Origin of the sequence: Moraxella oculi, from assembly GCF_023336735.1 — a bacterium.
GTDB lineage: Bacteria > Pseudomonadota > Gammaproteobacteria > Pseudomonadales > Moraxellaceae > Moraxella > Moraxella oculi.
In genome coordinates this window covers 49,245-72,840 of record NZ_JAMBAQ010000012.1, presented here as the reverse complement: position 1 = coordinate 72,840, position 23,596 = coordinate 49,245, and the positions used below count along the sequence as shown (strand labels likewise).

The following is a 23,596-nucleotide window of genomic DNA, read 5'->3' as shown; positions in this document are numbered from 1 at the left end:
ACCAACTTTGATGCCTTGATCTTCAGCAAATTGCAGGCTATTTAAGCCTTTAACATCAGGGTTTAGAGCGACTTCGATGGTATTGTTATCAGCATCAATCTTGGTTGTGATGTTTTTTGCACCGCCATTAGCCTGATCGCCTGTGATGCCACCTGTGATACCTACAACATTATCAGTCAGGGTCTTAGCAAAGCCTTTGCTGGTTGCTGCTGTCGTTTCGGTTTCGCCATCTTGTGGTCTTGATGCATCTTCATCGGCAAAATATTTGGTTGCTGAATCTTTCAACTGCTTGACATTGACAGCGTCGTTATCATTCACGCCCTCTTTTAGGTTGGCGATTGTTACTGGACCATCCAAGTCATTAACAAGTTTAATGGTATTTCTATCACCACCTCCTTGGATTTTTGGACCATTGTCACCAAACTGAACACTAGTAAAGTTCACATCATCTTTGGTAGCAATGCTGATCTTGCCAGCTGTTTGATTCAGCTTGATGTTTTTGCCAGCGTCGATGGTAACAGTCTCGCCTGTTTTGATGAGCTCTTTATGCTCGGCATTATCAAGCTCACCCTCACCTTTGGTAGCAGTTAGGATAAATCCGCTGTTATTGATGGCATTAGCGACGGTTTTGGCAGTGACCAAAGAATCACCCTCTTGGATATTTTTCGGTCTAACCTTACCCTTATAAATACCGATATTATCTGCTAACAAATCAGTGGTCTTAGCGGCGACTTTGCCAGCTTCATTGATTTGAACGGTTGTGTTATCAACATCCACTTTCAGACCATTAGAGTTTGCATCCCCGTCGGTCTTGGTAGTGATACCACCTTTATCAGCCAATTTGACTTTAAGCTTCTTATCACCGCCTAAAACATTGGTATCATTGTCAACTGCTAAGGTATTGTCATCAACTTTAAGTTCAATGCCACCTTTGCCGCCAAATTGTAGTGGGTTATTATTACCCTCTTCAATTTTCACAGCAACACCGCCTGGGGTCAATTGCACGCCCATGGCGTTGTTTGGCTTAACTTCAACTGTCAAACCATTAGTAGCTAGGTCAGCCTTGGTGATGATACCACCATTGGTTGCACCTTTGATTGGGAAGCGATCGCCAAGCTTGACATTGACAGAACCCAACTGATCAGCTTCTACGGTGATCGGTGAGTTTTTCACAGTTTCTAATTGGCTGACATTGACTGCGTCGTTTGGTCCTATGCCATTAGCCACATTAGTGATCTTAACAGGTTGACCGTCTTTGTTAGAGACTTTTAGATTATCCTGATCATCTTTGGTGATTTTTGGACCGTTATCACCGAATTGAACATCATCAAAGATCACGCTGCGTTTGGTGCGGATGGTCACCTTACCATCGTCTTGAGTGATGGCAATATTATCACCTGCTTCAACAGTTACTGTATTACTTGGTTTGACCAAATAACCATCAGCTTTATTTTTGTCATTGCTGACTTCGCCTTTATCTGTCGCACTTGTTCTTAAGATAAAGCCAGAATCGTTGATAGCATTCATGACGGTGTCAGCTGTGACTAGAGCATCGCCACCATTTGGTGCAGGGTCTTTAAGCTTCACTTTGCCTTTGTTTGGACCATTGTCATCAACAGCCAAATCAGTGGTCTTAGCTGCGACTTTGCCAGCTTCAAGCTTGATGGTCTTATCATCAACATTGATGTTTAGGCCTTGTCCGTCAACAGTCAATGGACCGGCTGGGTTGACTTTGATGGCAAGTTTGTTGTCATCTCCAACCTCAATGCCTTTTTGATCATTAACATTGACACTAACACCATCACCATCAACTGTTAAAGCACCTTTGTCAGCTTTTGGTTTGACATTAATGCCTTTATCGTTGATTTCGATACCATCGCCAGCTTTAGCAGCAAGCTTACCTTGTCCATTCTCCATCTTGAATTCAAGGCCAGCATCATTTGCAATGTTTACAGCAATACCTTCGCCATCAACCGTTACGCCTTTGGCTTGGTTTGGCTTAGCAGATACGCCATTTTCATCAACAGTGATGCCATGATGTGGTTTGACAGCAATGCCATGGCCATTATTAGCATCAAACTCAAGACCTTTGTTTGGAGCTAGGTTGACAGCGACCTTACCGCCATTAAACTTAACACCGGCCTGATCATCAATATTGACACCAACACCTTCAGCGGTAACCTCTACGCCCTTATTGGCATTTGGCTTGACTTCAATCTTGCCATCATTACCAAACTGAACGCCTTTTTGATCGTTGATCTTAACGGCAACACCGCCGGCACCGACTTCAACACCTTTCGTGCCGTCAGGCTTAACTTCAAGCGTTAGACCATTGGAGGCTATATCAGTTCTCGTGACTATACCGCCATTTTCTTTGCCTTTTACAGGGAAACGATCACCAAGCTTGACAGGCACTGAACCACCTTCATTAGCTTCTACAGTGATTGGCAAGCCAGCCAATGCTTTTAGCTGTGCGACATTCACCGCATCAGTATCGGCAGAACCTGCAGCAACATTGATGATTTGGCGAGTATTGCCTTCATTACCTACCGATACCGCACCTAGGTTGCCTTTAACGGTTTCGGTGATGGCGGTATTTAATGTGCTTGTCTCCGGATGATCAACTTTGACATTTTCGGTCAATGGTGAATAAACTTGGTTTTGGTCCTTGTTTGGCTCACGACTAACTGTCTTCGCAACTGCATTAATCGCATTACGATCCGCCTTAGACTCAGAGCCTAGTGCAACACTACCAGGTGCTGTGGCCTTGGCATTGACACCAGCTGTGACGGACTTATCACCTGTTGCACCGGCTTTTTCGTCGACTTTGCCTTTGTTTTCATTTTCTGTGCCTTGACCTTGGTCAGGTTGACCAGTATTGACATGGACATACATGTCTTTGTTTGGTCCTGGTTCGCCTTGCTCACCTTTAGGGCCACGATCACCTGGATCACCCTTAGGACCTTGTTCACCGCGTTCACCACGAGGACCGGTTTCGCCTTGTGGACCACGCTCACCAGTTTCGCCACGATCGCCTTTGGCACCTGGGGCACCATCTCTGCCATCACGACCTGGGGTACCGGGTTCGCCTCTCTCACCACGAGGACCTTGAGCACCCTCAGGACCTCTTTCGCCACGAGCACCGGCTGGACCGGCTGGGCCAGTTTCGCCACGGTCGCCTTTGGCACCTGGGGCACCATCCTGACCTGCTGGACCTCTTTCGCCACGAGCACCGGCTGGACCAGCAGGACCCATTGGACCTTGAGCACCAGCTTCACCATCTTTACCTGGGGCACCGTCAGCACCTTTAGGACCGGCAGGACCAGTTTCACCTCTTGGACCAGCTGGGCCTGCTGGACCAGTTTCACCACGGTCGCCTGCCGGACCTGTTGGGCCAGGAGGGCCTTGTGGGCCGGTTTCGCCATTCTTGCCGGCAGGGCCTTGTGGGCCAGGCTGTCCAGTCGGACCTGCTGGGCCTGTAGGTCCTGGAGGGCCTTGTGGGCCGGTTTCGCCATCTTTACCTGCAGGGCCTACAGGACCGCGCGGACCTGCTGGACCCGCAGCACCAGGAGGGCCAGGAGGGCCGGCTTCACCAGTTGGGCCTTGTGGGCCAGGTACGCCTGCACCACCAGCTCCACCACCTTGACCCGGAGGACCTTCAGGACCTTGTTCACCTTGTGGCCCTGGAGGTCCCATAGGACCAGCTGGACCACGAGGACCGATAGCACCGGCTGGGCCTGTTGGGCCAGGAGGACCTTCTGGGCCAATTTCACCGCGTGGGCCTTGTAAACCAGCTGGACCACGAGCACCGTCTTGTCCATGCAGAATTTCTATCTCTTCTTGTGGACCGCCAGGGTTATTAATGATAAGTTTATAGCCTCGATTGCCGTCTAAATTCTGTTTAGTGATTCTAGGGCCAGCTTGTTGAGCATCAGGCTGTCTGCTAATGGTAATGGTTCTAGCACCATTATCATTAGAGCTATTTATCGTGATGCCATCACCAGCTTTAAAATTGACAGTATCGCCCCATCTTACACGATCAGCATACGGAGCGTTACCATTGACGGTTTGGCCGTTAGCCTTCAAAGTCCACCCACCGGTATTGATGACATGATACAGCTGGCTACCATTGATGGCATCGGTAGAGTTGGCACCGATCAGACCAGCACCGACATTTTGGATACGGCGGTGTTTGGTTTTGCCAGTGCCAGTAGCATCTGGAGCACCGACAGAGACGACACCCCATGGGTTGGATCCGGCAAAACCATTGTATGTGATGCTATTGATATTAGCAGCAGATACGGTTTCAGCTCCGTCCGTCGTGCCGTTTTTAGCAGTGTAGGCTGACTGAGATCCTAAAAATACCGAATTGGCACGCGTAGTTTTAATTTGATTACCAAAAGCAAAAGTATTAGCAGTGGTTACATTATTATCCCAGCCAACAGATGCACTGTTTTGAGCAGCATCTCCAATCTTACTGTCATGACCTATGGATACAGAGTTTTGACCCAATGCTTTAGCCGATGTGCCCATAGCTACTGTATCTTGCAATTTAGCAACTGCATCAGTACCAAGAGCGATACTATTCGCACCCTCAGCCCTGGAATTCACACCGCCTGCAAATGATCCTTCTTGAAGAGCTTGAGTACTAATACCCAATGACACAGAGGCCAAACCTGTTGCCTTGGTACGCATACCAAAGGCTTGGGACAGATCGCCCAATGCTTGTGATTGCACACCAACCGCGGTTGAACCATCTCCTTTGGCATGGGTTTTGCGATAATCTCCATATACAATAGTATCACCCTTGGATAGTCTAGTATATTGTGCAGCAGCATTGCTCTGAGAAACCTTATCTAAATCATCGCCGCCAATAGCAATTGATGAATTACCTTGAGCCCAAGTATCTGCACCTACTGCGACAGATTGGTCGCCAGAAGCACGAGCAAAGCGACCTAGGGCGACTTGCTGATTGTATGTTCTAACATTTCCATCGTCTTCTGGTCTAGTACTGGCACCTGCACCAATGGCGATACCGGAATTTGTCGGTGCACAAGCAATACCAAACTCTTCTCCCATGCCAGCACCGATGGCGATTGAGGCAATGTTTACCTTATCCCCCACTCTACCGGTAGTTCCCATTCTACCTGGCATGCCTCTACCAGCACCCTCATAACAGTTCAAATTAACACTGGCGAAGTTCGGAAGTTTTCTAAGGTCAGATGTATTGGCACCATGAGGTCCAACCTGACCATTAGAAATTACTGTGGCTGCCATCGCCGACTCAGTCATTAGCAATGCAGAGGCTATGACCGTCAGGCGAAATGCCACTGATTTGGTGGACTTTACGCCACCATTGACGGATGAGCCGCCCACCCGTGTGTGCGACTTGGCAAACTCGGCCACCGCCTGATAGGTGCCGGTTGCCTTGTTAAAGACAATTTTATATATACTATTCATATAGAACCCTTTAAGATTTCATGATAATACTCTACAGCTTGACAAATGTCGGCTGTAAAGAGGTGATTCATTGATACAAGCATCTAGGCGACATCCACATCATCGGATGATGGCTGTCGCCTTCATGGTCAGATTTCATATAGAAAAAATCACAAAACAGATGATAAATCGCACAAAAAAACCACCCCATTGCTTACTGCCAGAGCAATAAACAATGGGGTGGTTTTTTTAAGGTGTGAAGTTATGCGATGCGATGCGATGCGATGCGATGCGATGCGATGCGATGCGATGCGATGCGATGCGATGCGATGCGATGCGATGCGATGCGATGCGATGCGATGCGATGCATTATGAGTGGCGTGATCAGCATTGTCAATACCTTACACAAGAAAAAATGAAATTTTACCCACATATTTTACTACAATTGAACTGCGACTTTTCTGATATATTGTTATTTTTATGTAACACAGTAAAAATAATTTTAACAATTTTATAAAAGATTAAGTTCAGCTTATAATGATGCTGGCAAATAACAGCTGTTAATGCCATAAGTATGATGATTAACTCACAGCATCGCCACATAAGCAAGCATTTCATCAAGTACCGCAGTCGCTTTATCATCATGCCCTGCGTTGGGTGCATTAATCATCGCCACAAGTACATACCATCTGCCATCACGACCCATGACATAACCTGCCAAACTTTTAACATCATTGAGCGTGCCAGTCTTCACATAGGCACGCCCTATCGCAGGATGGCTAGGATTTCTTTTTCTTAAAGCTGTCATCGTGCCTGATGCACCAGCCAGTGGCAGTGATGTTTTAAATACTTCAAAATCCTGATGATGATAAGCAAAAGCTAATAATTCCGCCATTGAAGCTGGAGTAATGGCACAATCCCGGCACAATCCAGACGCCCGACTCATGATTGGGGGCTGACTGGTCAAATGGCGTCGCCACCATTGCGTGATGACATCAAAAGCCTGAGGGTAATCGGTGGATTTGGCATCAGTCAATAACAACGGTAAAGATAATGCCACTTGTTCTGTCATGACATTATTAGAATACTGGTTGATGAGATGTATCTGCTCAGAAAGTGGTTTAGACAGATAAGTAAGCCAAGGCAGATTCATGTCTGCATATGAGGACACATCCATGACCACAACTTGACCTGCAAAATCATCATCAAGTCTTTGCCATTCACCTTTCACAGCTTTAACCGCCAGTATGTCCGCATCATCAAAGGTCAGCCAATAAGAGCGGCGACCACATGTGGCATTGGTTCCACCCAATATGGCAAGCTTGTCTTTTGTCAAATATAATTGAGTCTCTTTTAGGCAACTTTGGCGATTGGCGATGATTTGGTTTGGTGCATGAAAGTCCGCCAAGCTTGGTAAGATTTGTACCGCAGCATACTCCATGTCCGTCGGCACGAACCGAGTGGCTTGTGCTGGCTCATGGGTGATGACATCATGACCTGATGGCAATACATCCACTTCCACCGTACCAAAATTCACCAAAAAAGCATTGGGTGCTGCATTGTACGCGCGCATGCCTTGACCATCAAAGGCATTGGTGTCAAATTTGACATTGTTAAAGGCTGAGTTGTCAATCACGATATTGCCATGGATATGGCGAATGCCTTGATGTTGAACCTGTTTAAGCATGGCACGCAGTCGCTCATAAGTCATGGCAGGGTCGCCATTACCCTTGATTAGCAAATCGCCATAGAGTGTGCCATTGATGACCAAACCCTTTGGCTGAATGTGAGTGGCCCAATGAAAATCCGCACCCAGAGTGTTTAAGGCAATATAAGTAGGAATGAGCTTTTGGATGGAAGCTGGTGTACGCAAGCGATTGGCTTGATGATGAATGATGGGGGCATTCCTCTTAGTCCGATTCTTAAAACTCTGCATCTCATGAGCAGATTCACCTGAATTTGACTGCACATCATCTAAAGGATATAAAGGCTCAACCCAAAAACTCACCTCATCATCAGACAGACCAGCCATCATCATGGCATCACGCACCGCCTGCGGCAACACAGAGTCATCACTCTTAGACGGCATCAGTACGGCATCAGAAAGTGCGTTGGTGTTTTGTGCCAAAGCAGGCATACCCACAAGCATCACAATCATCGCCAAACTGATGGCGACTCTAATTTTTAGACATTTCATCTGGCAATCCGTGAAATCAACCCAAGTCAAATAAAGCGTTTTTGCCAATATGGCGACTCCACCCAAAAAATCTCCACAATGAAGCTTGGAGCTTAGCCATGCTTTTATGATCAACGCCATCACTCCCCATCTTGATGACATTGGTCATTGTTTTTAGAATCTGCGGTTGGCAAATCAAGATGAGAAAATATTTTTAAGACTTGTTAAGATGGTGTTCATGCAGTCGTCGGTACGATTGTTTATCTTTAAGAGGTTTGGGCTTTTATCATGTTTTTGGTAAGGTTACACCCATTTGCCCCTGATATTTACCACCTCTATCTTTATAAGATGTTTCACAAACATCATCAGCATCGGATTGAAAAAACAGCATTTGTGCCACGCCCTCGCCTGCATAAATTTTGGCAGGCAGATTGGTGGTATTACTAAATTCTAAGGTAACATGACCTTCCCATTCAGGCTCCAAGGGGGTTACATTGACAATGATGCCACAGCGTGCATAGGTGGACTTACCCAAGCAGACCGTTAATACATCTCTTGGGATTTTAAAGTATTCAACCGTGCGTGCCAATGCAAATGAATTGGGCGGAATGATACATTCATCACCAATCACATCAACAAAGCATTTTTCATCAAAATTCTTCGGATCAACGATGGCAGAATGCACATTGGTAAATACTTTAAATTCACTAGCACAACGCACATCATAGCCATAGCTTGAGGTGCCAAAACTGACAATCTTATCGCCTTGTTCATTGTAACGCACTTGGCTTGGCTCAAATGGGGCAATCATGTCATGTTCGGTCGCCATCTGACGAATCCAACGGTCTGATTTGATGGACATCACTATTCCTAAAATTTATTCAAAAAAATGTCCGCATTATAAAGGATAACAGCATTTTAAGCAATGAATGGCAACCATGTTTAAAAAATTCGCCCATCATTTCTGGTTTTGGCATGTTGCTTGACATCACGCTCAATGTTCTTGGCAATGTCATCATAAATGCACAAAATGTCTGTATTGATGTTTTTGGGCGTGCCAAAATCCATCTGCTGACGCATTTGGGCATTGATTGGTAATTGCCCCAACAAAGGTACGCCATACAATCGTACCATCTCAGCACCACCATCTGTGCCAAAAATATGGTCAACATGACCGCAGTTGGCACATACATGCAACGCCATATTTTCGATGATGCCAAGCAAGGGAATGCCAACTTTTTGAAACATCGCCACGCCTTTTTTGGCATCCAGCAAGGCAATGTGTTGGGGCGTTGTAACAACAATCGCACAAGTAACAGGAATGCGTTGAGCCAAAGTTAATTGAATATCTCCTGTGCCAGGCGGCATGTCAATGATCAAATAGTCCAGATTTGGCCAGTTAGTTTGATTGTATAGTTGCATGAACGCCCCTGTCGCTTTCACACCTCGCCAAACAATCGGCGTACCCTCATCATCAATCAAGCTGCCGATTGACAGCATGGCAATGCCTTGTGCATCTATCGGCACAAACTGCTCATTTTCAACATCAGGCTTGGTGCCTGCCACGCCCAACATGTCAGGTATGGAAGGTCCATAAATATCAGCATCTAAAATACCCACCGTTTTTCCCAAGCGTTGTAGTGCAAGGGCAATGTTGACCGTAACGGTGGATTTGCCAACGCCACCCTTTCCTGACGCAACCGCAATGATATGGCGAATGCGTGGGTGAGGTGCGATGTCATCTTGTCTGGGGGGAGATTTGATGGGCTGCTTTTTTTTGGCGTTGGTGGATATGGCGCTTTGATTCATTTGATCAAAGCTCTGCCCATCATGAATGCTTTTGACGGAAGTTGGCTGATCGGACAAAATGACATTCAAATTTAATTCCGCCACACCAATCAAATGTAATTTTTCTCTTAAATGTTGATACAGCTGCTCAACCTGACTTTGATCTGCCTCTTTGGGGATTTTTAAAGAAAGATTCAGCACATCATCATGGCTGTCTTTACCATCAATAAAGACAGATAAAGGCATGCCATACAAAAAAAACTCGCCCAACACTTGATCAATATCGACCATGCCAATCTGTCGCTTTTTTTTAAACGGATTAAACATATCTTACTCTTTTAAGCGGTTATCGTTGATTCATTTTAGCATAATTTTTAGCATAATTTTTGGGCACTTTGCCATCATTGGCATTGTCAATCATCCAAACAATCCATCCACCCTAGGTCTTGCTAACATGCCCACATAAGACACGCAAAACAGCACAAAAGACACCACCCATGCAATTTGTGATATGGCAATCCACCCCATATATTCACCCCCAAACATCGGCAAGATCACACGACAACACGCACACACAATCATGAACAGGAACATTGCCCCCACCGTTTTTGGCGGTGCATGAATGCTTCTTCCTGTATGACCCAATGCCACACGAGCCATCATCGCAACCGTCATCAACCCAATACCAAACAACGCCAAACCATGTAGTGCCAATGAATGAATGTCCACAGAGCTTTGAAAAAAAGGCCTAACAACAAACAGCCCAAGACTTGCCGTCATGCCGCCAAAAGCAATGACAAGCGACCATAACAATGGCTTTTGCCAAATGCCATGATGATACCAGTTTTTTAGGCGTAGCACATTGGCAATCAAGCATGCCATGGCGAATGCACTGGCGATGATGGAGAGGTGTAACAAGTCAAAAACAACAAACCCAAAAAAGCCAATCAAACTCATCATATCCAGCAGACGAGAATTTTTTTGTGGCAGGTTGATGCCATTGGGCTTACCATCACAACCCACGCTAACACCCTTGGTAATAAAAAATGGCAACACACGCCGAGCGATGGTAAAGACCATGCCAATGATCAGATATAAGGTGGCGTATAGTGCGATTTGCTGCACATTGGCATCACTCAACAAAACACCAGCATAAAAAGACAGATGTGCAAGCAGCAGCAAAATAAGCTTGGCAACGATGCCAATCTGTCGTTTTTGGCGAGCGACCCACACCGCTTTGATGATGACCCAACAAACCATCACCCAAAAAATGATGTCAAAAACACAAGCCATAATCATCATCGCAGAGCTTGGTACGGCATGTAGCCCAAGCCATGCCAATCGTGCGAGTGTCCACGCCCCAAATATCATTCCCAAACGCCAGCCATAAGGCATCATTTGACCTGTCCACACTTTGACCGCCGTGAGCAAAAACCCTGCCACAACTGCCAGTGTATATCCAAATAGCATTTCATGAGCATGCCAATAAAAAGGGTTTAGTGCATTTTGAAAAGATGCCGTGCCTTGCAATATCAAAAACCATAAAATCATGCTGATGATGGCAAAAATACCCGCCCCCACAAAAAAAATACGAAAACCCAAATTTAAAATCGCATGAGACGACACGGGGCGTTTGGTGGCATGTTGAATGTTTGTTAACATGGCAAATACCGTTCCTTAAAACCGATCTAAACTTACCTAAAGGCAAATTTAGTGTTTAATTTCTACTTCATCGCTTGTTGCTCTTGTCAATTTGACTTAAGGCTGACATAAGCTCCATAGACCATTACGGCAGAATCTACCGCTTGTTGAAATTAAGATAAAGTTAAGCCCTTATCCGCCTTATTTAAAATGTTGATACTGGCATTGATACCCCTATCATGAGCTGTGTTACAGTTGGGGCATTTAAAATCCCAAATCATTGACAGACCAAGCAAGTTTACAATTTTTGAGCATGCCCTTGACATTCAAATCTTCAATGGCGATAGTGTCATAGGCTTTTATCAAATTGCTTGTCAGTTTATGCAGAAAGTCTTTTCTGACACAACCAATTTGATCATGCAATCGTGAGAGCTTGGTTTTTGCTTTTTCACGATTTTTACTGCCTTAAAGGTTACCAATATGATACGCCTGTTTGAGTCATTTTACAATTCCAGCAAAAAACGCAGAAAAAAAATACAGCACCACCATCTTTTTATTCGGAAATTTGATACAATAATGCCATTTTAAACAATTGACCTTACCATGAACAAACCTCTCTTAACTGCCGATTTTGACTACCACCTTCCCAATGAACTCATCGCTCGCCACCCCTTGCGAGTGCGTTCAGACTCTCGCCTCCTACATGTCAAAGCAGGACATTTGACTGATTTGGCATTTGGTGATTTGCCCAGCCTTTTAAATTCAGGCGATTTGCTTGTGCTTAATGACACCAAAGTCATGAAAGCACGATTATTTGGCATCAAAGATACAGGCGGTGCGGTAGAAGTGCTGATCGAGCGAATCATTGACCATGAAAAACATATTGCTCACTGCCATGTACGATCCAGCCGCGCCTTAAAAATGGGTCAAAAAGTACATTTGGCAAATGGCAAGATGAGCGCCACCATGATGGGTCGAGCAGAGAATCTCTTTGTTTTACAATTTGATGCACCGATTTTGGCAGATTTGGAACAGTTTGGAGAAATGCCAATCCCACCGTACTTTGAACGACATGCGGACGAACAAGACGATGATCGTTATCAAACCGTATTTCATCACCCAGACAAACAAGCCAGCGTCGCCGCCCCTACCGCAAGCCTACACTTTGATAAAAAAACCCTGCAAGCACTTCAAGACAAAGGTATCCAAATCGCTTTTGTAACGCTTCATGTAGGTGCAGGGACTTTCGCCCCTGTTAAGACAGACGACTTGTCAAATCACATCATGCATGCTGAATATGCCCACCTTCCCAAAAGTACCGCTGATAAAATCAATCAAACCAAAGCAAATGGTGGGCAGATCATTGCTGTTGGCACGACCGTAACTCGCACATTAGAAACCGCCCACTTACACCGTGTTGATGGTCAGCTATGCGAATTTCGTGGCGATACACAAATTTTTATTTATCCCCCTTATACATTTGGCGTGGTAGACCGACTCATCACCAATTTTCACCTGCCCAAATCCACCCTACTCATGCTCGTGTCTGCCTTTGGAGGGATTGAACCCATCAAGCAAGCCTATGCACACGCCATCGCCAAACAGTACCGTTTTTTTAGCTATGGCGATGCCATGCTGATTGATGGCACTGAAACTCTCAAACAGTCATGAAACACCTTTAAAAAAACACCACAAGTTCGTATTTGGGCGTCAGATACCCACCCCATACTCGCTGAATGATTAAAATGCAATCAGCGCATCAATACGCCTGATTGCCAGTCATCAACTTCGTGGTATTTTTAAACCCTTTGAACACATTTAAAGCATTTAAAAAATACTTACCAACAAAAACCCCACAACAAACATGCTTGCCATGGGGTTTTTGGATGACTTTAAAAATGAACAATACTAAAAAATGTAATTCACACCCAATCTAATGTCTCTACCAGCACCAGCCAATGAATTGGTAGTGGCGGTTTGACTATGCGGAGTGTAGTTTTCGTTAGTCAGGTTATTGACAGCAACATTGACATTAAACTGATCATTTGCGAACGGCTGATAATTGGCAAAAACATCATGCAAACGGTATCCTTTGCGAGTGATGCCAGAAATGCTTTGTCCACCGCCTTGTCCTGTTGGGGTATACGCATCTTCCACCAAGCGTCCACGCCAGCCGACTGTCAGCTTAGGATTGACTTGATAAGCCAAAGAAGTCGTCCAAGTACGACCCGTCTCCACCGAAAACAGCGTACCGTCATCTTTTAAATCCCCCACCAATGAAGGCTTGCTATGTGCCAAGCCAAAGCGTGCAGTCAGATCATTCAAACGATAACCTGCATTGACTTCATAACCACGATTTTTTAGCTTGCCCACATTTGCCATATCTGACATCGTGCGATTATCTCCTTGATAGCCATGCACATCTTTGATGTTTTGCCAAAAATAAGTGCCTTTTACTGCCAAGTTGTCATGTTGATAATCAAAGCCAATCTCACTGGTGCGTGCCGTCTCTGGCTTGATATTTTTAGCAAAATTAATGATATTGACACTCAAGCCACCAGCAATTGATGGTTCATAAAGTCGTGGGCTGCGTGTGGCATAATGATGACTTGCCTTGAATGACAAGTCTGGCGCGGCTTGATAAATCAGACCAATGCTGGGATTGAATTGCCCATGAGAAGTCTTAGGTCTGCCAACGCTCATCATTTTATCAATGCTAAAATGATCATAACGAAGCCCTGTGGTTAAGGTCAACTGACCAATGTCGGTGATGCCCTCTACATACACACCTGCATCTGTTTTTTGTTGCTCTTGGAAATTTGGAGCAAGTAAATGCGGTGTGGCGGTTTGTTTACGGTAGTTGATGCCGTATTTTAGCAAATAGCCGTTAGCAAACACACCAAAAGGCTTAAATTCAGTATTTAGATTAACATTCGCCCCTTGAGTGGTCAAAGTCGCACCACTAACCAATGGTCTGCCTGTCAAATCTTCTGGGGTGGAAGCTCGCTTGGCGACTCTGTGATAAATATTAGCATCAGCATAATCAACAACACCCATGTTCTTTCCAGACCATTCAAGATTGGTGGTTTTGATGGTGTTGGTGCGATCAGCAATGCGATTGCCAACATCGCCAGAGACGTAGTCGCCATTGGCATTTTTGACATAAAAAGTCTTGACAGCAGGATTGCGACGCACATTCATGCCTGCAAACTCATTGGTCAGCACATAGCCCATGGCACGCTGAGGTGGGGTCAATCCACGATCTTCATCGACACGAAGTCGAGATTGCGACATGTCATACTGCTCACGCAATGCTCGCCACCCTGACTGCTCTTCATGTCGGTGCGACACTGTGAAACGGTGATCTGGATTGGCATCAAAACCCACTTTGGCAAGCACAGATTTTTGCTTCACTTGACTGTGCCAAACCTTATCACTGCCCTCAATGTTTTTATAGCCCCTACCTGCCTTATAGTCCTCTTCATCATTGATGTTCACCGCAACTAAGGCATCAAAATCATCCATCTTACCAAAAGCTGCAACACCATAGCTGCGACCGTCATTACTGGCATGACCCACATTGATTTTTGCCCCAAAATTATTTGGACTGTCTTTTAGCAACTCTTTTGCTTCAATCGTCTTAGCGACAATCGCACCGCTGGTCGCTCCAATGCCAGCACTGGCAGAACCAGTGCCTTTTTGGATACCAACAACCTTAGTTAAAGTTGGATCTAGAACGAAACGCCCTTGATAGCGAAATAGGCGAGTATCAGCATACACATTGTCGACTTTAAGATCGATTTGGTTTTGACCCACGCCACGAATGGTTGTCCATTGTGAGGTTGCCATGCCACCACCAAAGTCAATCGCAGGTTCTTCTTTTAGCACACCACGCAAGTCGGTCTCGGTGCGTTTGTTATTATCCTCAAGATACATTTTGGTGTCATCAAGACGCTTTTGTAATTTGATGCTAATCGGGTTAAGCTGAATATTTGGCTCTTTAATGTCAGCAAAAGCAGGAGTCATGAACAACCCAACCGTTAATGATAAAGTGGTTTTAGATAAAGCATTCATGTTGATTACCAGAAAAGAAATGGAAAGGTTTATTATATATCAATCACATGAATAATACCAAAAGATATTGTTTCTCTTATCATTATATTTTAGAAAGCTTGCGTCATGATTGATTTGATGAGTTTATTTATGATGGATGTTTCTGTTATAATAGGAAGTTTGTTCATTTTATTATTGTATCATCATGAAATTTTCTATTCATAAAAAAGACAGCACCACTCGTGCCAGATCGGGAACCGTTCATTTGACTCATGGCGATGTACAAACGCCTGCTTTCATGCCCGTCGGTACTTATGGGACAGTCAAAGGCATGCTACCAAGAGACATTCACGCCATTGGTGCTGACATCATTTTGGGCAATACCTTTCACTTATGGTTACGCCCCACCACTGCCGTCATTGACCAATTTGGTGGCCTGCATGATTTTATCGGCTGGGACAAACCCATCTTGACCGATTCAGGGGGTTTTCAAGTATTCAGCTTGGGCGTGATGAGAAAAATCAAAGAAGAAGGCGTGTATTTTCGCTCACCCATTGACGGTGCCAAAGTATTTTTATCACCTGAAATCTCCATGCAAATTCAAAAATCTTTAAATTCAGACATCGTCATGCAATTTGATGAATGCACGCCCTACCCTGCCACACAACAACAAGCAGATGAGTCGTTAGAGCTGTCTTTGCGTTGGGGTGAACGCTGCATCAATGAGCATCACAAACTAGGCAATAAAAATGCCTTATTTGGCATCATTCAAGGCTCCATGTATCGGCAGTTGCGTGAAAAATCATTGAATGGGTTGTTGGCAATGCCGTTTGATGGTTATGCCATTGGCGGTCTGTCTGTGGGCGAACCTAAAGATGAGATGATCAATGTCTTGAACTATCTGCCCAATCTCATGCCGTCCGACAAACCACGCTATTTAATGGGCGTAGGCACGCCTGCTGACATTGTAGAAGCAGTAAGGCGTGGCGTGGACATGTTTGATTGTGTCATGCCAACACGCAATGCACGCAATGGGCATTTATTCACCTCAACAGGCTCGGTCAAAATCAAAAATGCCATTCATCGCTTTGATCAAGCACCACTTGATGCAGAGTGCGACTGCCACACCTGCCAGAATTTTAGCCGTGCCTATCTACATCACTTGTATAAATGCAAAGAGATGTTGGCCGCTCAATTAAATACCATTCACAATCTAAGATACTATCAAAATCTCATGAAAGGCATCAGACAAAGTCTGGCAAATGATTGTTTTGATGAATTTGTCAAAGATTTTTATGCCAAACAAGGGTTGACAGTGCCCTCACTTGACCTGTCATAAAAGACACCATCAAAAGAAGCACTCAAGTTGGGTGCTTTTTAAATACATGCTCGTTCATCATGCTGTTCTAAATACATTGCACATGGCAACATCTGCTAACCATTAAGCCACCAGCAACGCTCAGACCATCTTGCCATACGCCGATAACTCATTGCTGCCAGAAGGACAATACCCATCGGCAACAACATGGAAAAATAACCCACTTGACGATACAGCAAAACCGCCATAAATCCCCCCATAAAAAACGCCCACCATAAGGCACTTTGCAGCAGTACTTTTTGAATATTTAATTTTCTACCAACCAGCCAACTGCCCACCATCGCACCCAAATCAGAGGTTATGCCTGTCAAATGCGTGGTACGCACCACCGTGCCATTATAAGTCGCCACCATTGAGTTTTGTAATCCACAAGCCATCGCAATCATCATCTGACCAAGATTACTGCCATTCATATATAGCAATAAACTGGCAAATAACAGCAAAAATTCCAAATACATCGCATAGCCATAGTTGCGATTGATATGAAGTTCACTGCCACCGATCAGCATGCCACTTAACACCGAACCAATCCAAAAAGAAGCGATTGACATTAAAAACAACCTGACATTCAGCCAGTCTTCATGCAACACAGATACTGACAAAGAGCTGATATTGCCTGTTACATGCGATGCTGACACATGCGTAAAGCCCATCAATGCAGTCGTGTTTAATATTCCTGCACAAAACGCCAATGCCACCGCACCGCACAACACCCAATTAGGGATCTTATCCATGATTAATCAAAAAAATGATAAAAAAACATTGTAATCATTTTTGTTTAAAAATAAAAGCACAAACCTCCAAGATTTGTGCTTTTATTTGATACATTCAACATGGTGGTTGATGATGATAATTACTCATCATCTCCTGCCATTACCATGATCTGTTCACTGATGGCAACGGTATTAAACCCAGCATCCACAAACAAGATTTCTCCTGTCACACCACTCGCCCAAGGCGATAGCAAAAACAAGGCAGCATTGCCCACTTCCTCTTGGCTGACATTGCGTTGCAGCGGTGCGATTTTTTCACTGACATCAAGCATGCGACGAAAAGATTTGATGCCGCTTGCTGCCAGCGTACGAATTGGACCTGCGCTGATGGCATTAACACGAATGCCTTGACCGCCCAGTGAACTTGCCAAATAACGCACAGACGCCTCAAGACTTGCTTTTGCCATTCCCATGACATTATAGTTTGGCAGTACAGAAATGCTGCCTTCATAAGTCAAAGTCAGCAAAGAACCTTTGCGAGCGGCCAGCAGTTCACGACCAGCCTTAGCAAGAGCAACGAAGCTATAACTGGAAATGTCATGAGCGATTTTGCTGCCCTCACGCGTGGTCGCATGGGTAAAATCCCCATCAAGCTGATCGGCAGGAGCAAAGCCGATGGCATGAACAATCCCATTCACACCTTGATCTTCACCCACACCCCAAATCTTGGTGATTTCATCAAAACAAGCACCGATTGACTCATCAGAGCCAACATCACATTCAATGACTGCCACCGCCCCAAAAGCCTCAGCAGCCATATCGACACGCTTTTTAATCTTATCATTTGGGTAAGTCAAGATGAGATCGGCACCTTCACGGTGCAAACATTCAGCAATCGCCCATGCAATTGATAATTTACTGGCAATGCCAGTAACAACAAAACGCTGACCTTTTAATAACATGATACATCCTATGATGGTAAAAGACCGCCAAATTATAGCATGATTTTAAAAAAATAGCTAAAATATGGTACAAATGTAAACTTTTTTTAAATGGTTTTTATTGATTGCAAATTTGAGCATGTAAATATTTTGCACGGTGAGATTGATGATTCTTGATGACAATCAAAGATGGGCTTAATACGAAAAACACACTAAAAATCGCCCCCTATGGACGATTTTTAGTGTATTTAGAGTTTAAACTCATGCACGGCATCAACAAATATCTTAGCGTGATCTGGATTCGCCCATTGGGTAATACCATGACCAAAATTTGCCACATAGCCTGTATGAATGCCACCCCCATAGACATCAGCAAGCATGTCTTGTACTGCCTGACGAATACTTTTTGGTGTCCCATAGAGTGTCGCAGGATCCAAATTACCCTGAATTGCCTTAGTAGAGCCCAGTATGGCACGAGCCTTATCCAATGGCATTGTCCAATCAAAGCCCAAGGCATCTGCTTGACTGTCAGCTTGTGCCTCAATCCACAGACCACCACCCTTGGTAAACATCACTACAGGCACATCAGGATACTTGGCTTTTAAGGCATCAATGATACGGCGATTATACTGATGGCTGAATGTAACAAATTGGCGATGACCAAGCGTACCGCCCCAGCTATCAAAGATTTGCACAAGATTCGCCCCTGCAATGATTTGAGCATCCAAATAGTGAGTTACTGCATCACAAAGCTTATCAAGCAGTGCATGCAACAACTCTGGTTGAGCATACATCATTGCTTTGGCATGACGGTATTCTTTTGAACTGCCACCTTCAATCATATAAGTCGCCAAAGTCCAAGGCGAACCACTAAAACCAAATAATGGCACCTGACCAGCCAAGGCATGACGAATGCTTGTTACCGCATCTGTCACATAGCTAAGGTCGCTCATGTTCAATTTTGGCAGATTGGCGATGTCCGTTTCTGTGCGTATGGTTTTTTTAAATTTGGGGCCTTCACCAGTCTCAAAATACAAGCCCAAACCCAAAGCATCTGGCACAGTCAAAATATCACTAAATAAGATGGCCGCATCCAACTCAAAGCGGCGTAGCGGCTGTAAAGTTACCTCAGTGGCACGAGCAGTGTCTTTGCATAGACTTAAAAAATCACCCGCTTCTGCACGAGTCGCTTTATATTCTGGCAGATAGCGACCTGCCTGTCTCATCATCCACACTGGTGTGGCGTCCACAGGTTCAAAACGCAAAGCACGAAGCAGGCGATCATTTTTTAAAGTAGGGAAGTTGCACGCTGTCATCATATAAAAACCTGTCAAAAATTTTGTGAATAAGGATCTAATCCGTCCTGATGATTGGGGCATCATTGTACTATATTGTCCTATGAGCAACAAGCACAATCAAAACAGCATGCCCACTACCAAATCAATCAAAATCAATAAGGTGCATACTCTACAGCCACATCATAATCCTCTTCATTCCAATCGTCATCATCACCGACTACCCCCTCCCTTTCAGCCTTACGGCGAGCTCGATAAGCTTCTTTTTGAATTTCGGTGTTATGACGCACCTCTTCTTCAAGGCGAGCGAAGCGTTCGGCTTGTGCTTGAGCAAAGTCAGCATCCTCTGCCTCACGCTCTTGTTCAGCCTCAATCTCACTCATCAGATGGTATTTGATCTCATCTGTACCAATGCCACTGATGGTTGAGGTGCGAAAAACCTCACCAGACCAGCCGAGTTCTGCCACGATATTTTCACACACAGCATCACACTCATCATCATCTAATTGATCAATTTTATTGAGTACTAAAATCTGTGGCAACTGAGACAATTCAGCCGAAAATTTTTCCAGTTCATTGATGATGATTCGAGCATTTTCCACAGGATTTGAACCATCAATGGGCTTAACATCGACGATATGAAGCAGTCTGCGTGTTCTGGCCACATGCTTTAAAAAACGAATGCCAAGCCCCGCCCCTTCTGATGCCCCCTCAATCAATCCTGGAATGTCCGCCATCACAAAAGACTGATGCGTACCCACATCAACCACCCCAAGGTTGGGGACAAGCGTGGTAAAAGGATAATCTGCCACTTTGGGGCGAGCAGACGACACTTGGCGGATAAAAGTGGATTTGCCTGCGTTAGGCAAACCAATCAAGCCCACATCGGCCACGACTTTAAGCTCTAATTTTAGGTTTTTCGCCTCTCCTGCAAACCCAGGAATGGCTTTTCTTGGGGCTTGATTGGTAGAGGTTTTGAATCGTGTGTTACCAAACCCTCCATCACCACCTTTGGCCACCAGTATCGTCTGCCCAACTTGGGTTAAATCGCCAATCACCACATCAAGATCTGTATCAATGATGGTAGTACCGACTGGAACTTTAAGATGAATGTCATCAGCCCCTCTGCCTGAACAATTTTTACTACGACCATTTTCGCCTCTTTTTGCCTCAAATTTACGAGTATAGCGAAAATCCACCAGCGTGTTGGTGTTGTCGTCTGCCACCACATACACGCTACCGCCCTTGCCGCCATCGCCGCCATCAGGACCGCCTTTTGGTACAAATTTTTCACGACGAAAACTGACAATGCCGTTGCCACCATCGCCTGCTTTCACACTGATCACAGCTTCATCAATAAAACGCATAATTTCTCTTGTATTTTTAAAACAACCCAATATTATAGCATAATTTTTAGGTAATGTTAGCATCATTCATGATGAATAAAAATCCAGTACTCATTCATTAGGCATGGACTAATGACCCACTTAACATAAAAAAACCAAGCACTTGGCTTGTTTTTTATGTTAACATCACATTAAGCATTCATTGCCATCTCTTCGGCAACACGAATGACTTGAGTACTGTAGCCCATTTCATTATCATACCACACATATAAAGTAGCACGGTTATCGCTAGCGATGGTTGCCTTAGCATCAAAGATGGCTACTTTCTCAGAACCCACAAAATCGGTTGATACCGCTTCGCTACTGTCTGAATAATCAATTTGCTCTTGCCATTGTGGGCTTTGCGATTTGGTCTTAATAAAAGCATTAAGCTCATCTGCCGTGCCAACGGACTTTTCAAAGTTTAGATTTAAGATTGCCAAAGATACATTTGGTGTTGGTACACGAATGGCATTACCTGACAATTTGCCTTTTAGCTCTGGAATCGCCTTACTCACAGCAGATGCCGCACCCGTGCTGGTCATCACCATATTCAGCGGTGCGGCACGACCACGGCGGTCAGCCTTATGATGGTTATCCACCAGATTTTGATCATTCGTGAAGGCATGAATGGTCTCCATATGACCATTAACAATGCCAAACTCATCATGCAGTACTTTTAGGGTTGGTGTGATGGCATTTGTTGTACAGCTTGCTGCCGATACAATTTTATCACCGCCAATGGTTTTGTGATTGACACCATAGACCACATTTTTAATATCACCTTTTGCTGGGGCAGTCAATAGCACTTTTGCAACTCCTTTACTTGCCAAATGCTTACCCAAGCCTGCTTCATCTTTCCACTTACCTGTATTATCAATCACGATGGCATCATTGATGCCATGTGCCGTATAGTCTATCTCACTTGGATCAGAAGCATGAATTATCTTGATAAAGCGACCACCCACAATCATGCCATTATTGGCAGCATCAATCTCCACACTACCGTCAAACCAGCCATGCACCGAGTCTCTTTCAAGCAAGCTGGCACGCTTTGCAATGTCATCATCACCTGCTGGACGCACAACAATGGCTTTTAATTGCAAGCCCTTATCACTGGCAGGACGACTCATTAAAAGTCGTGCCAAAATACGACCAATGCGACCAAAACCATACAGCACCACATCGGTAGCAGGTAGTTGTTGCCCACTGGTAAAGTCTGCTGCTGCTTTTCCTGCTTGAATCGCTTGACCAAAATCAATCGTCGTGTCAGCCACATCCAATGAGCGTGCCAATGCCAAAGTGTCAGCCACATCCAATCCTGCATTAGCATGTTTGGTCAAAATGTCTGCCACGGACAAGCTGATACGCTCACCAAAAAATAAGATACGAACATTATTAGCGACAAGCTTCGCCAAAAAACCAATCAGTTCAACTGCCGCACTTTCTTGGGCTTGACGCTTAGCAAGATGATCTTGATAGATACTCATGATGCACTCCTTTGATGGATGAATGGAATGAAAGTCTTAACAAATTGATGCGATTTTAAAATAAAATCGCCATCATGTCCATCATTATTTATATTTAACATATGGTTATTTCTTAGATAAATCCACGAATGCCCGCCACCGCCACCGCCCCATAAGACCGTGCAATATTCAAATCAGTCGGCGATAGCCCTCCAAGTGCGATCACTGGCACATTCGACATGAAAGCGAGTTTGGCGAAACTCTCCCAGCCCAGATGCGGTGCGTTAGGGTGTGTTTGAGTGGGCTTGACAGGCGATAGTGTGATTGCCATGACAGGGTGTTGTTTCGCCAGTTCATTCACCTTGATGATGCCAGCGTCATCATGACAGCTGGCGATGATGGGTGAGTTTGGTAAACACAAATTCTTTAAATCCAATGACATCAGCTCATTTTGTGTCAATCGCACTGCCAATATGTTCTTTCTTCCCAGTGCCGCATCTTGCCATGAAATGACGAATTTCAAATTCTCCACAGCCTCATCAAGCTCAGCCATCATCCATGCATTGGCTTGGGTGCTTGCAAAGGTACGCATCAACAGCGTACTGCCTGAAGGCACTTTCTTATAACAATCCAACCAGTCGGTTTTATTTTTAAAAAAACTCAATTCATGACTGACGACCACCACCTTTGGCAAGCCAAGCCAGGTGAATATTGGAGCATTTGCATCAGGAAAATCGTCTTTTTGCGACACGACAGATGCCAAATCATAAAAGCCGATTTTTTGACCATCTGACCCAACGGTTTTATGCTGAAATTCAAGATATTGTGCTTTGGATAATGACACCTGATAGATGTGTAAACAGACAGATTTTTCTGCATAATCATGCCCAATCCTACCCATTTTTACGATGGCACATTCACCGATGTCCAAACCCAACTCTTCACGAACCTCCCGAATGAGTGCCGCCTTAGCTGTTTCATGCTGCTCAATCTTACCGCCCACAAACTCTAATTTTCCACCTTGATGCTGATGGGCATGGCGAGTACCAAGCAAATACTGAACTTGACCGTCTTGTTCATATTGAATGACCGCAACCGCCACTTGAATGATTTTTTTATGCTGAGAATAACCTTTTGTCATGATTTTAATACCGTTTATCAGAAAGTTGATAAAAATTCTCAAATTTTGCATTTATTGTTTGCAATCTTAGAAAAATTTGCTATGATAACTAACAAATGATAATTGTTGTTATTTAATAATAAATAACAGATGTAATTTTTAAACATTTTATACAGATTATCATTTTACGCTTATGGA

The 23,596-nt window shown here is 44.5% G+C and carries 17 protein-coding genes; 2 read left to right on the top strand and 15 right to left on the bottom strand.

Annotated features, from left to right (window positions below; translation table 11 throughout):
• The 8 genes from M2R47_RS09510 to M2R47_RS06855 form a co-directional block, all read right to left on the bottom strand.
• A partial coding sequence (locus tag M2R47_RS09510; protein WP_283162928.1) for an ESPR-type extended signal peptide-containing protein occupies window positions 1–5,460 on the bottom strand: 5,460 nt, incomplete at its 3' end.
• A gap of 241 nt (window positions 5,461–5,701) precedes the next feature.
• Window positions 5,702–5,830 carry a hypothetical protein gene (locus M2R47_RS09505; RefSeq protein ID WP_283162927.1) on the bottom strand — a complete coding sequence of 43 codons (129 nt, stop codon included), beginning with the start codon at window positions 5,828–5,830 and terminating at the stop codon, window positions 5,702–5,704.
• 195 nt (window positions 5,831–6,025) lie between these two features.
• Window positions 6,026–7,756 (bottom strand): D-alanyl-D-alanine carboxypeptidase/D-alanyl-D-alanine endopeptidase, encoded by a 1,731-nt coding sequence (gene dacB / locus M2R47_RS06880; protein WP_249100853.1) that lies wholly within the window; start codon window positions 7,754–7,756, stop codon window positions 6,026–6,028.
• Between the two features lie 145 nt (window positions 7,757–7,901).
• Window positions 7,902–8,477, bottom strand: coding sequence for a dCTP deaminase (gene dcd, locus M2R47_RS06875; protein WP_249100850.1), 576 nt, complete (start codon window positions 8,475–8,477; stop codon window positions 7,902–7,904).
• Between the two features lie 80 nt (window positions 8,478–8,557).
• A complete protein-coding gene (locus M2R47_RS06870) occupies window positions 8,558–9,730 on the bottom strand; it encodes an Mrp/NBP35 family ATP-binding protein (protein ID WP_249100847.1) in 1,173 nt (390 codons plus the stop codon).
• Between the two features lie 90 nt (window positions 9,731–9,820).
• On the bottom strand, window positions 9,821–11,065 hold the full coding sequence (locus M2R47_RS06865) for an NnrS family protein (protein WP_249100845.1): 1,245 nt from the start codon (window positions 11,063–11,065) through the stop codon (window positions 9,821–9,823).
• Window positions 11,066–11,217: 152 nt separating this feature from the next.
• Window positions 11,218–11,325 (bottom strand): transposase, encoded by a 108-nt coding sequence (locus M2R47_RS06860; protein WP_249100840.1) that lies wholly within the window; start codon window positions 11,323–11,325, stop codon window positions 11,218–11,220.
• Window positions 11,309–11,467: a transposase gene (locus M2R47_RS06855; protein ID WP_249100837.1), complete on the bottom strand. Its 159-nt coding sequence runs from the start codon at window positions 11,465–11,467 to the stop codon at window positions 11,309–11,311. The genes M2R47_RS06860 and M2R47_RS06855 overlap by 17 nt, the downstream gene beginning before the upstream one ends.
• Window positions 11,468–11,647: 180 nt before the next feature.
• Between M2R47_RS06855 and queA the strand changes: the two genes are divergently transcribed.
• Complete coding sequence (gene queA / locus M2R47_RS06850) at window positions 11,648–12,715, top strand: tRNA preQ1(34) S-adenosylmethionine ribosyltransferase-isomerase QueA (protein ID WP_249100834.1); 1,068 nt, start codon at window positions 11,648–11,650, stop codon at window positions 12,713–12,715.
• Window positions 12,716–12,952: 237 nt separating this feature from the next.
• On the opposite strand, the gene M2R47_RS06845 is transcribed toward queA, so the two are convergent.
• A complete protein-coding gene (locus tag M2R47_RS06845) occupies window positions 12,953–15,118 on the bottom strand; it encodes a TonB-dependent receptor domain-containing protein (protein WP_249100831.1) in 2,166 nt (721 codons plus the stop codon).
• A gap of 184 nt (window positions 15,119–15,302) precedes the next feature.
• Here M2R47_RS06845 and tgt point away from each other — a divergent pair, with 184 nt between their 5' ends.
• Window positions 15,303–16,436 (top strand): tRNA guanosine(34) transglycosylase Tgt, encoded by a 1,134-nt coding sequence (tgt, locus tag M2R47_RS06840; RefSeq protein ID WP_249100828.1) that lies wholly within the window; start codon window positions 15,303–15,305, stop codon window positions 16,434–16,436.
• Window positions 16,437–16,531: 95 nt separating this feature from the next.
• On the opposite strand, the gene M2R47_RS06835 is transcribed toward tgt, so the two are convergent.
• The 6 genes from M2R47_RS06835 to M2R47_RS06810 all read right to left on the bottom strand — a co-directional run bounded on the left by M2R47_RS06835 (window position 16,532) and on the right by M2R47_RS06810 (window position 23,419).
• Window positions 16,532–17,209, bottom strand: coding sequence for a YoaK family protein (locus M2R47_RS06835; RefSeq protein WP_249100824.1), 678 nt, complete (start codon window positions 17,207–17,209; stop codon window positions 16,532–16,534).
• Window positions 17,210–17,328: 119 nt separating this feature from the next.
• A complete protein-coding gene (locus tag M2R47_RS06830; protein WP_249100819.1) occupies window positions 17,329–18,150 on the bottom strand; it encodes an enoyl-ACP reductase FabI in 822 nt (273 codons plus the stop codon).
• A gap of 227 nt (window positions 18,151–18,377) precedes the next feature.
• Window positions 18,378–19,445, bottom strand: coding sequence for a uroporphyrinogen decarboxylase (gene hemE, locus M2R47_RS06825; RefSeq protein ID WP_249100862.1), 1,068 nt, complete (start codon window positions 19,443–19,445; stop codon window positions 18,378–18,380).
• Window positions 19,446–19,579: 134 nt separating this feature from the next.
• A complete protein-coding gene (gene cgtA, locus M2R47_RS06820) occupies window positions 19,580–20,791 on the bottom strand; it encodes an Obg family GTPase CgtA (RefSeq protein ID WP_249100816.1) in 1,212 nt (403 codons plus the stop codon).
• 170 nt (window positions 20,792–20,961) lie between these two features.
• Entirely contained in the window at window positions 20,962–22,299 is a 1,338-nt protein-coding gene (locus M2R47_RS06815) for a glyceraldehyde-3-phosphate dehydrogenase (RefSeq protein WP_249100813.1), read from the bottom strand.
• 112 nt (window positions 22,300–22,411) lie between these two features.
• Window positions 22,412–23,419: a thiamine phosphate synthase gene (locus M2R47_RS06810; protein WP_249100810.1), complete on the bottom strand. Its 1,008-nt coding sequence runs from the start codon at window positions 23,417–23,419 to the stop codon at window positions 22,412–22,414.
• Window positions 23,420–23,596: the final 177 nt, after the last annotated feature.

What these genes read in the sequence shown, in the direction of transcription:
- M2R47_RS06830 (WP_249100819.1), bottom strand. Translation starts at nt 18,150, where the DNA reads ATGTTATTAAAAGGTCAGCGTTTTGTTGTTACTGGCATTGCCAGTAAA.
- M2R47_RS06845 (WP_249100831.1), bottom strand. Translation starts at nt 15,118, where the DNA reads ATGAATGCTTTATCTAAAACCACTTTATCATTAACGGTTGGGTTGTTC.
- dcd (WP_249100850.1), bottom strand. Translation starts at nt 8,477, where the DNA reads ATGTCCATCAAATCAGACCGTTGGATTCGTCAGATGGCGACCGAACAT.
- queA (WP_249100834.1), top strand. Translation starts at nt 11,648, where the DNA reads ATGAACAAACCTCTCTTAACTGCCGATTTTGACTACCACCTTCCCAAT.
- M2R47_RS06815 (WP_249100813.1), bottom strand. Translation starts at nt 22,299, where the DNA reads ATGAGTATCTATCAAGATCATCTTGCTAAGCGTCAAGCCCAAGAAAGT.
- tgt (WP_249100828.1), top strand. Translation starts at nt 15,303, where the DNA reads ATGAAATTTTCTATTCATAAAAAAGACAGCACCACTCGTGCCAGATCG.
- M2R47_RS06860 (WP_249100840.1), bottom strand. Translation starts at nt 11,325, where the DNA reads ATGATTTGGGATTTTAAATGCCCCAACTGTAACACAGCTCATGATAGG.
- M2R47_RS06865 (WP_249100845.1), bottom strand. Translation starts at nt 11,065, where the DNA reads ATGTTAACAAACATTCAACATGCCACCAAACGCCCCGTGTCGTCTCAT.
- M2R47_RS06810 (WP_249100810.1), bottom strand. Translation starts at nt 23,419, where the DNA reads ATGACAAAAGGTTATTCTCAGCATAAAAAAATCATTCAAGTGGCGGTT.
- hemE (WP_249100862.1), bottom strand. Translation starts at nt 19,445, where the DNA reads ATGACAGCGTGCAACTTCCCTACTTTAAAAAATGATCGCCTGCTTCGT.
- cgtA (WP_249100816.1), bottom strand. Translation starts at nt 20,791, where the DNA reads ATGCGTTTTATTGATGAAGCTGTGATCAGTGTGAAAGCAGGCGATGGT.
- M2R47_RS09505 (WP_283162927.1), bottom strand. Translation starts at nt 5,830, where the DNA reads ATGCTGATCACGCCACTCATAATGCATCGCATCGCATCGCATCGCATC.
- M2R47_RS06835 (WP_249100824.1), bottom strand. Translation starts at nt 17,209, where the DNA reads ATGGATAAGATCCCTAATTGGGTGTTGTGCGGTGCGGTGGCATTGGCG.
- M2R47_RS06870 (WP_249100847.1), bottom strand. Translation starts at nt 9,730, where the DNA reads ATGTTTAATCCGTTTAAAAAAAAGCGACAGATTGGCATGGTCGATATT.
- dacB (WP_249100853.1), bottom strand. Translation starts at nt 7,756, where the DNA reads ATGGCGTTGATCATAAAAGCATGGCTAAGCTCCAAGCTTCATTGTGGA.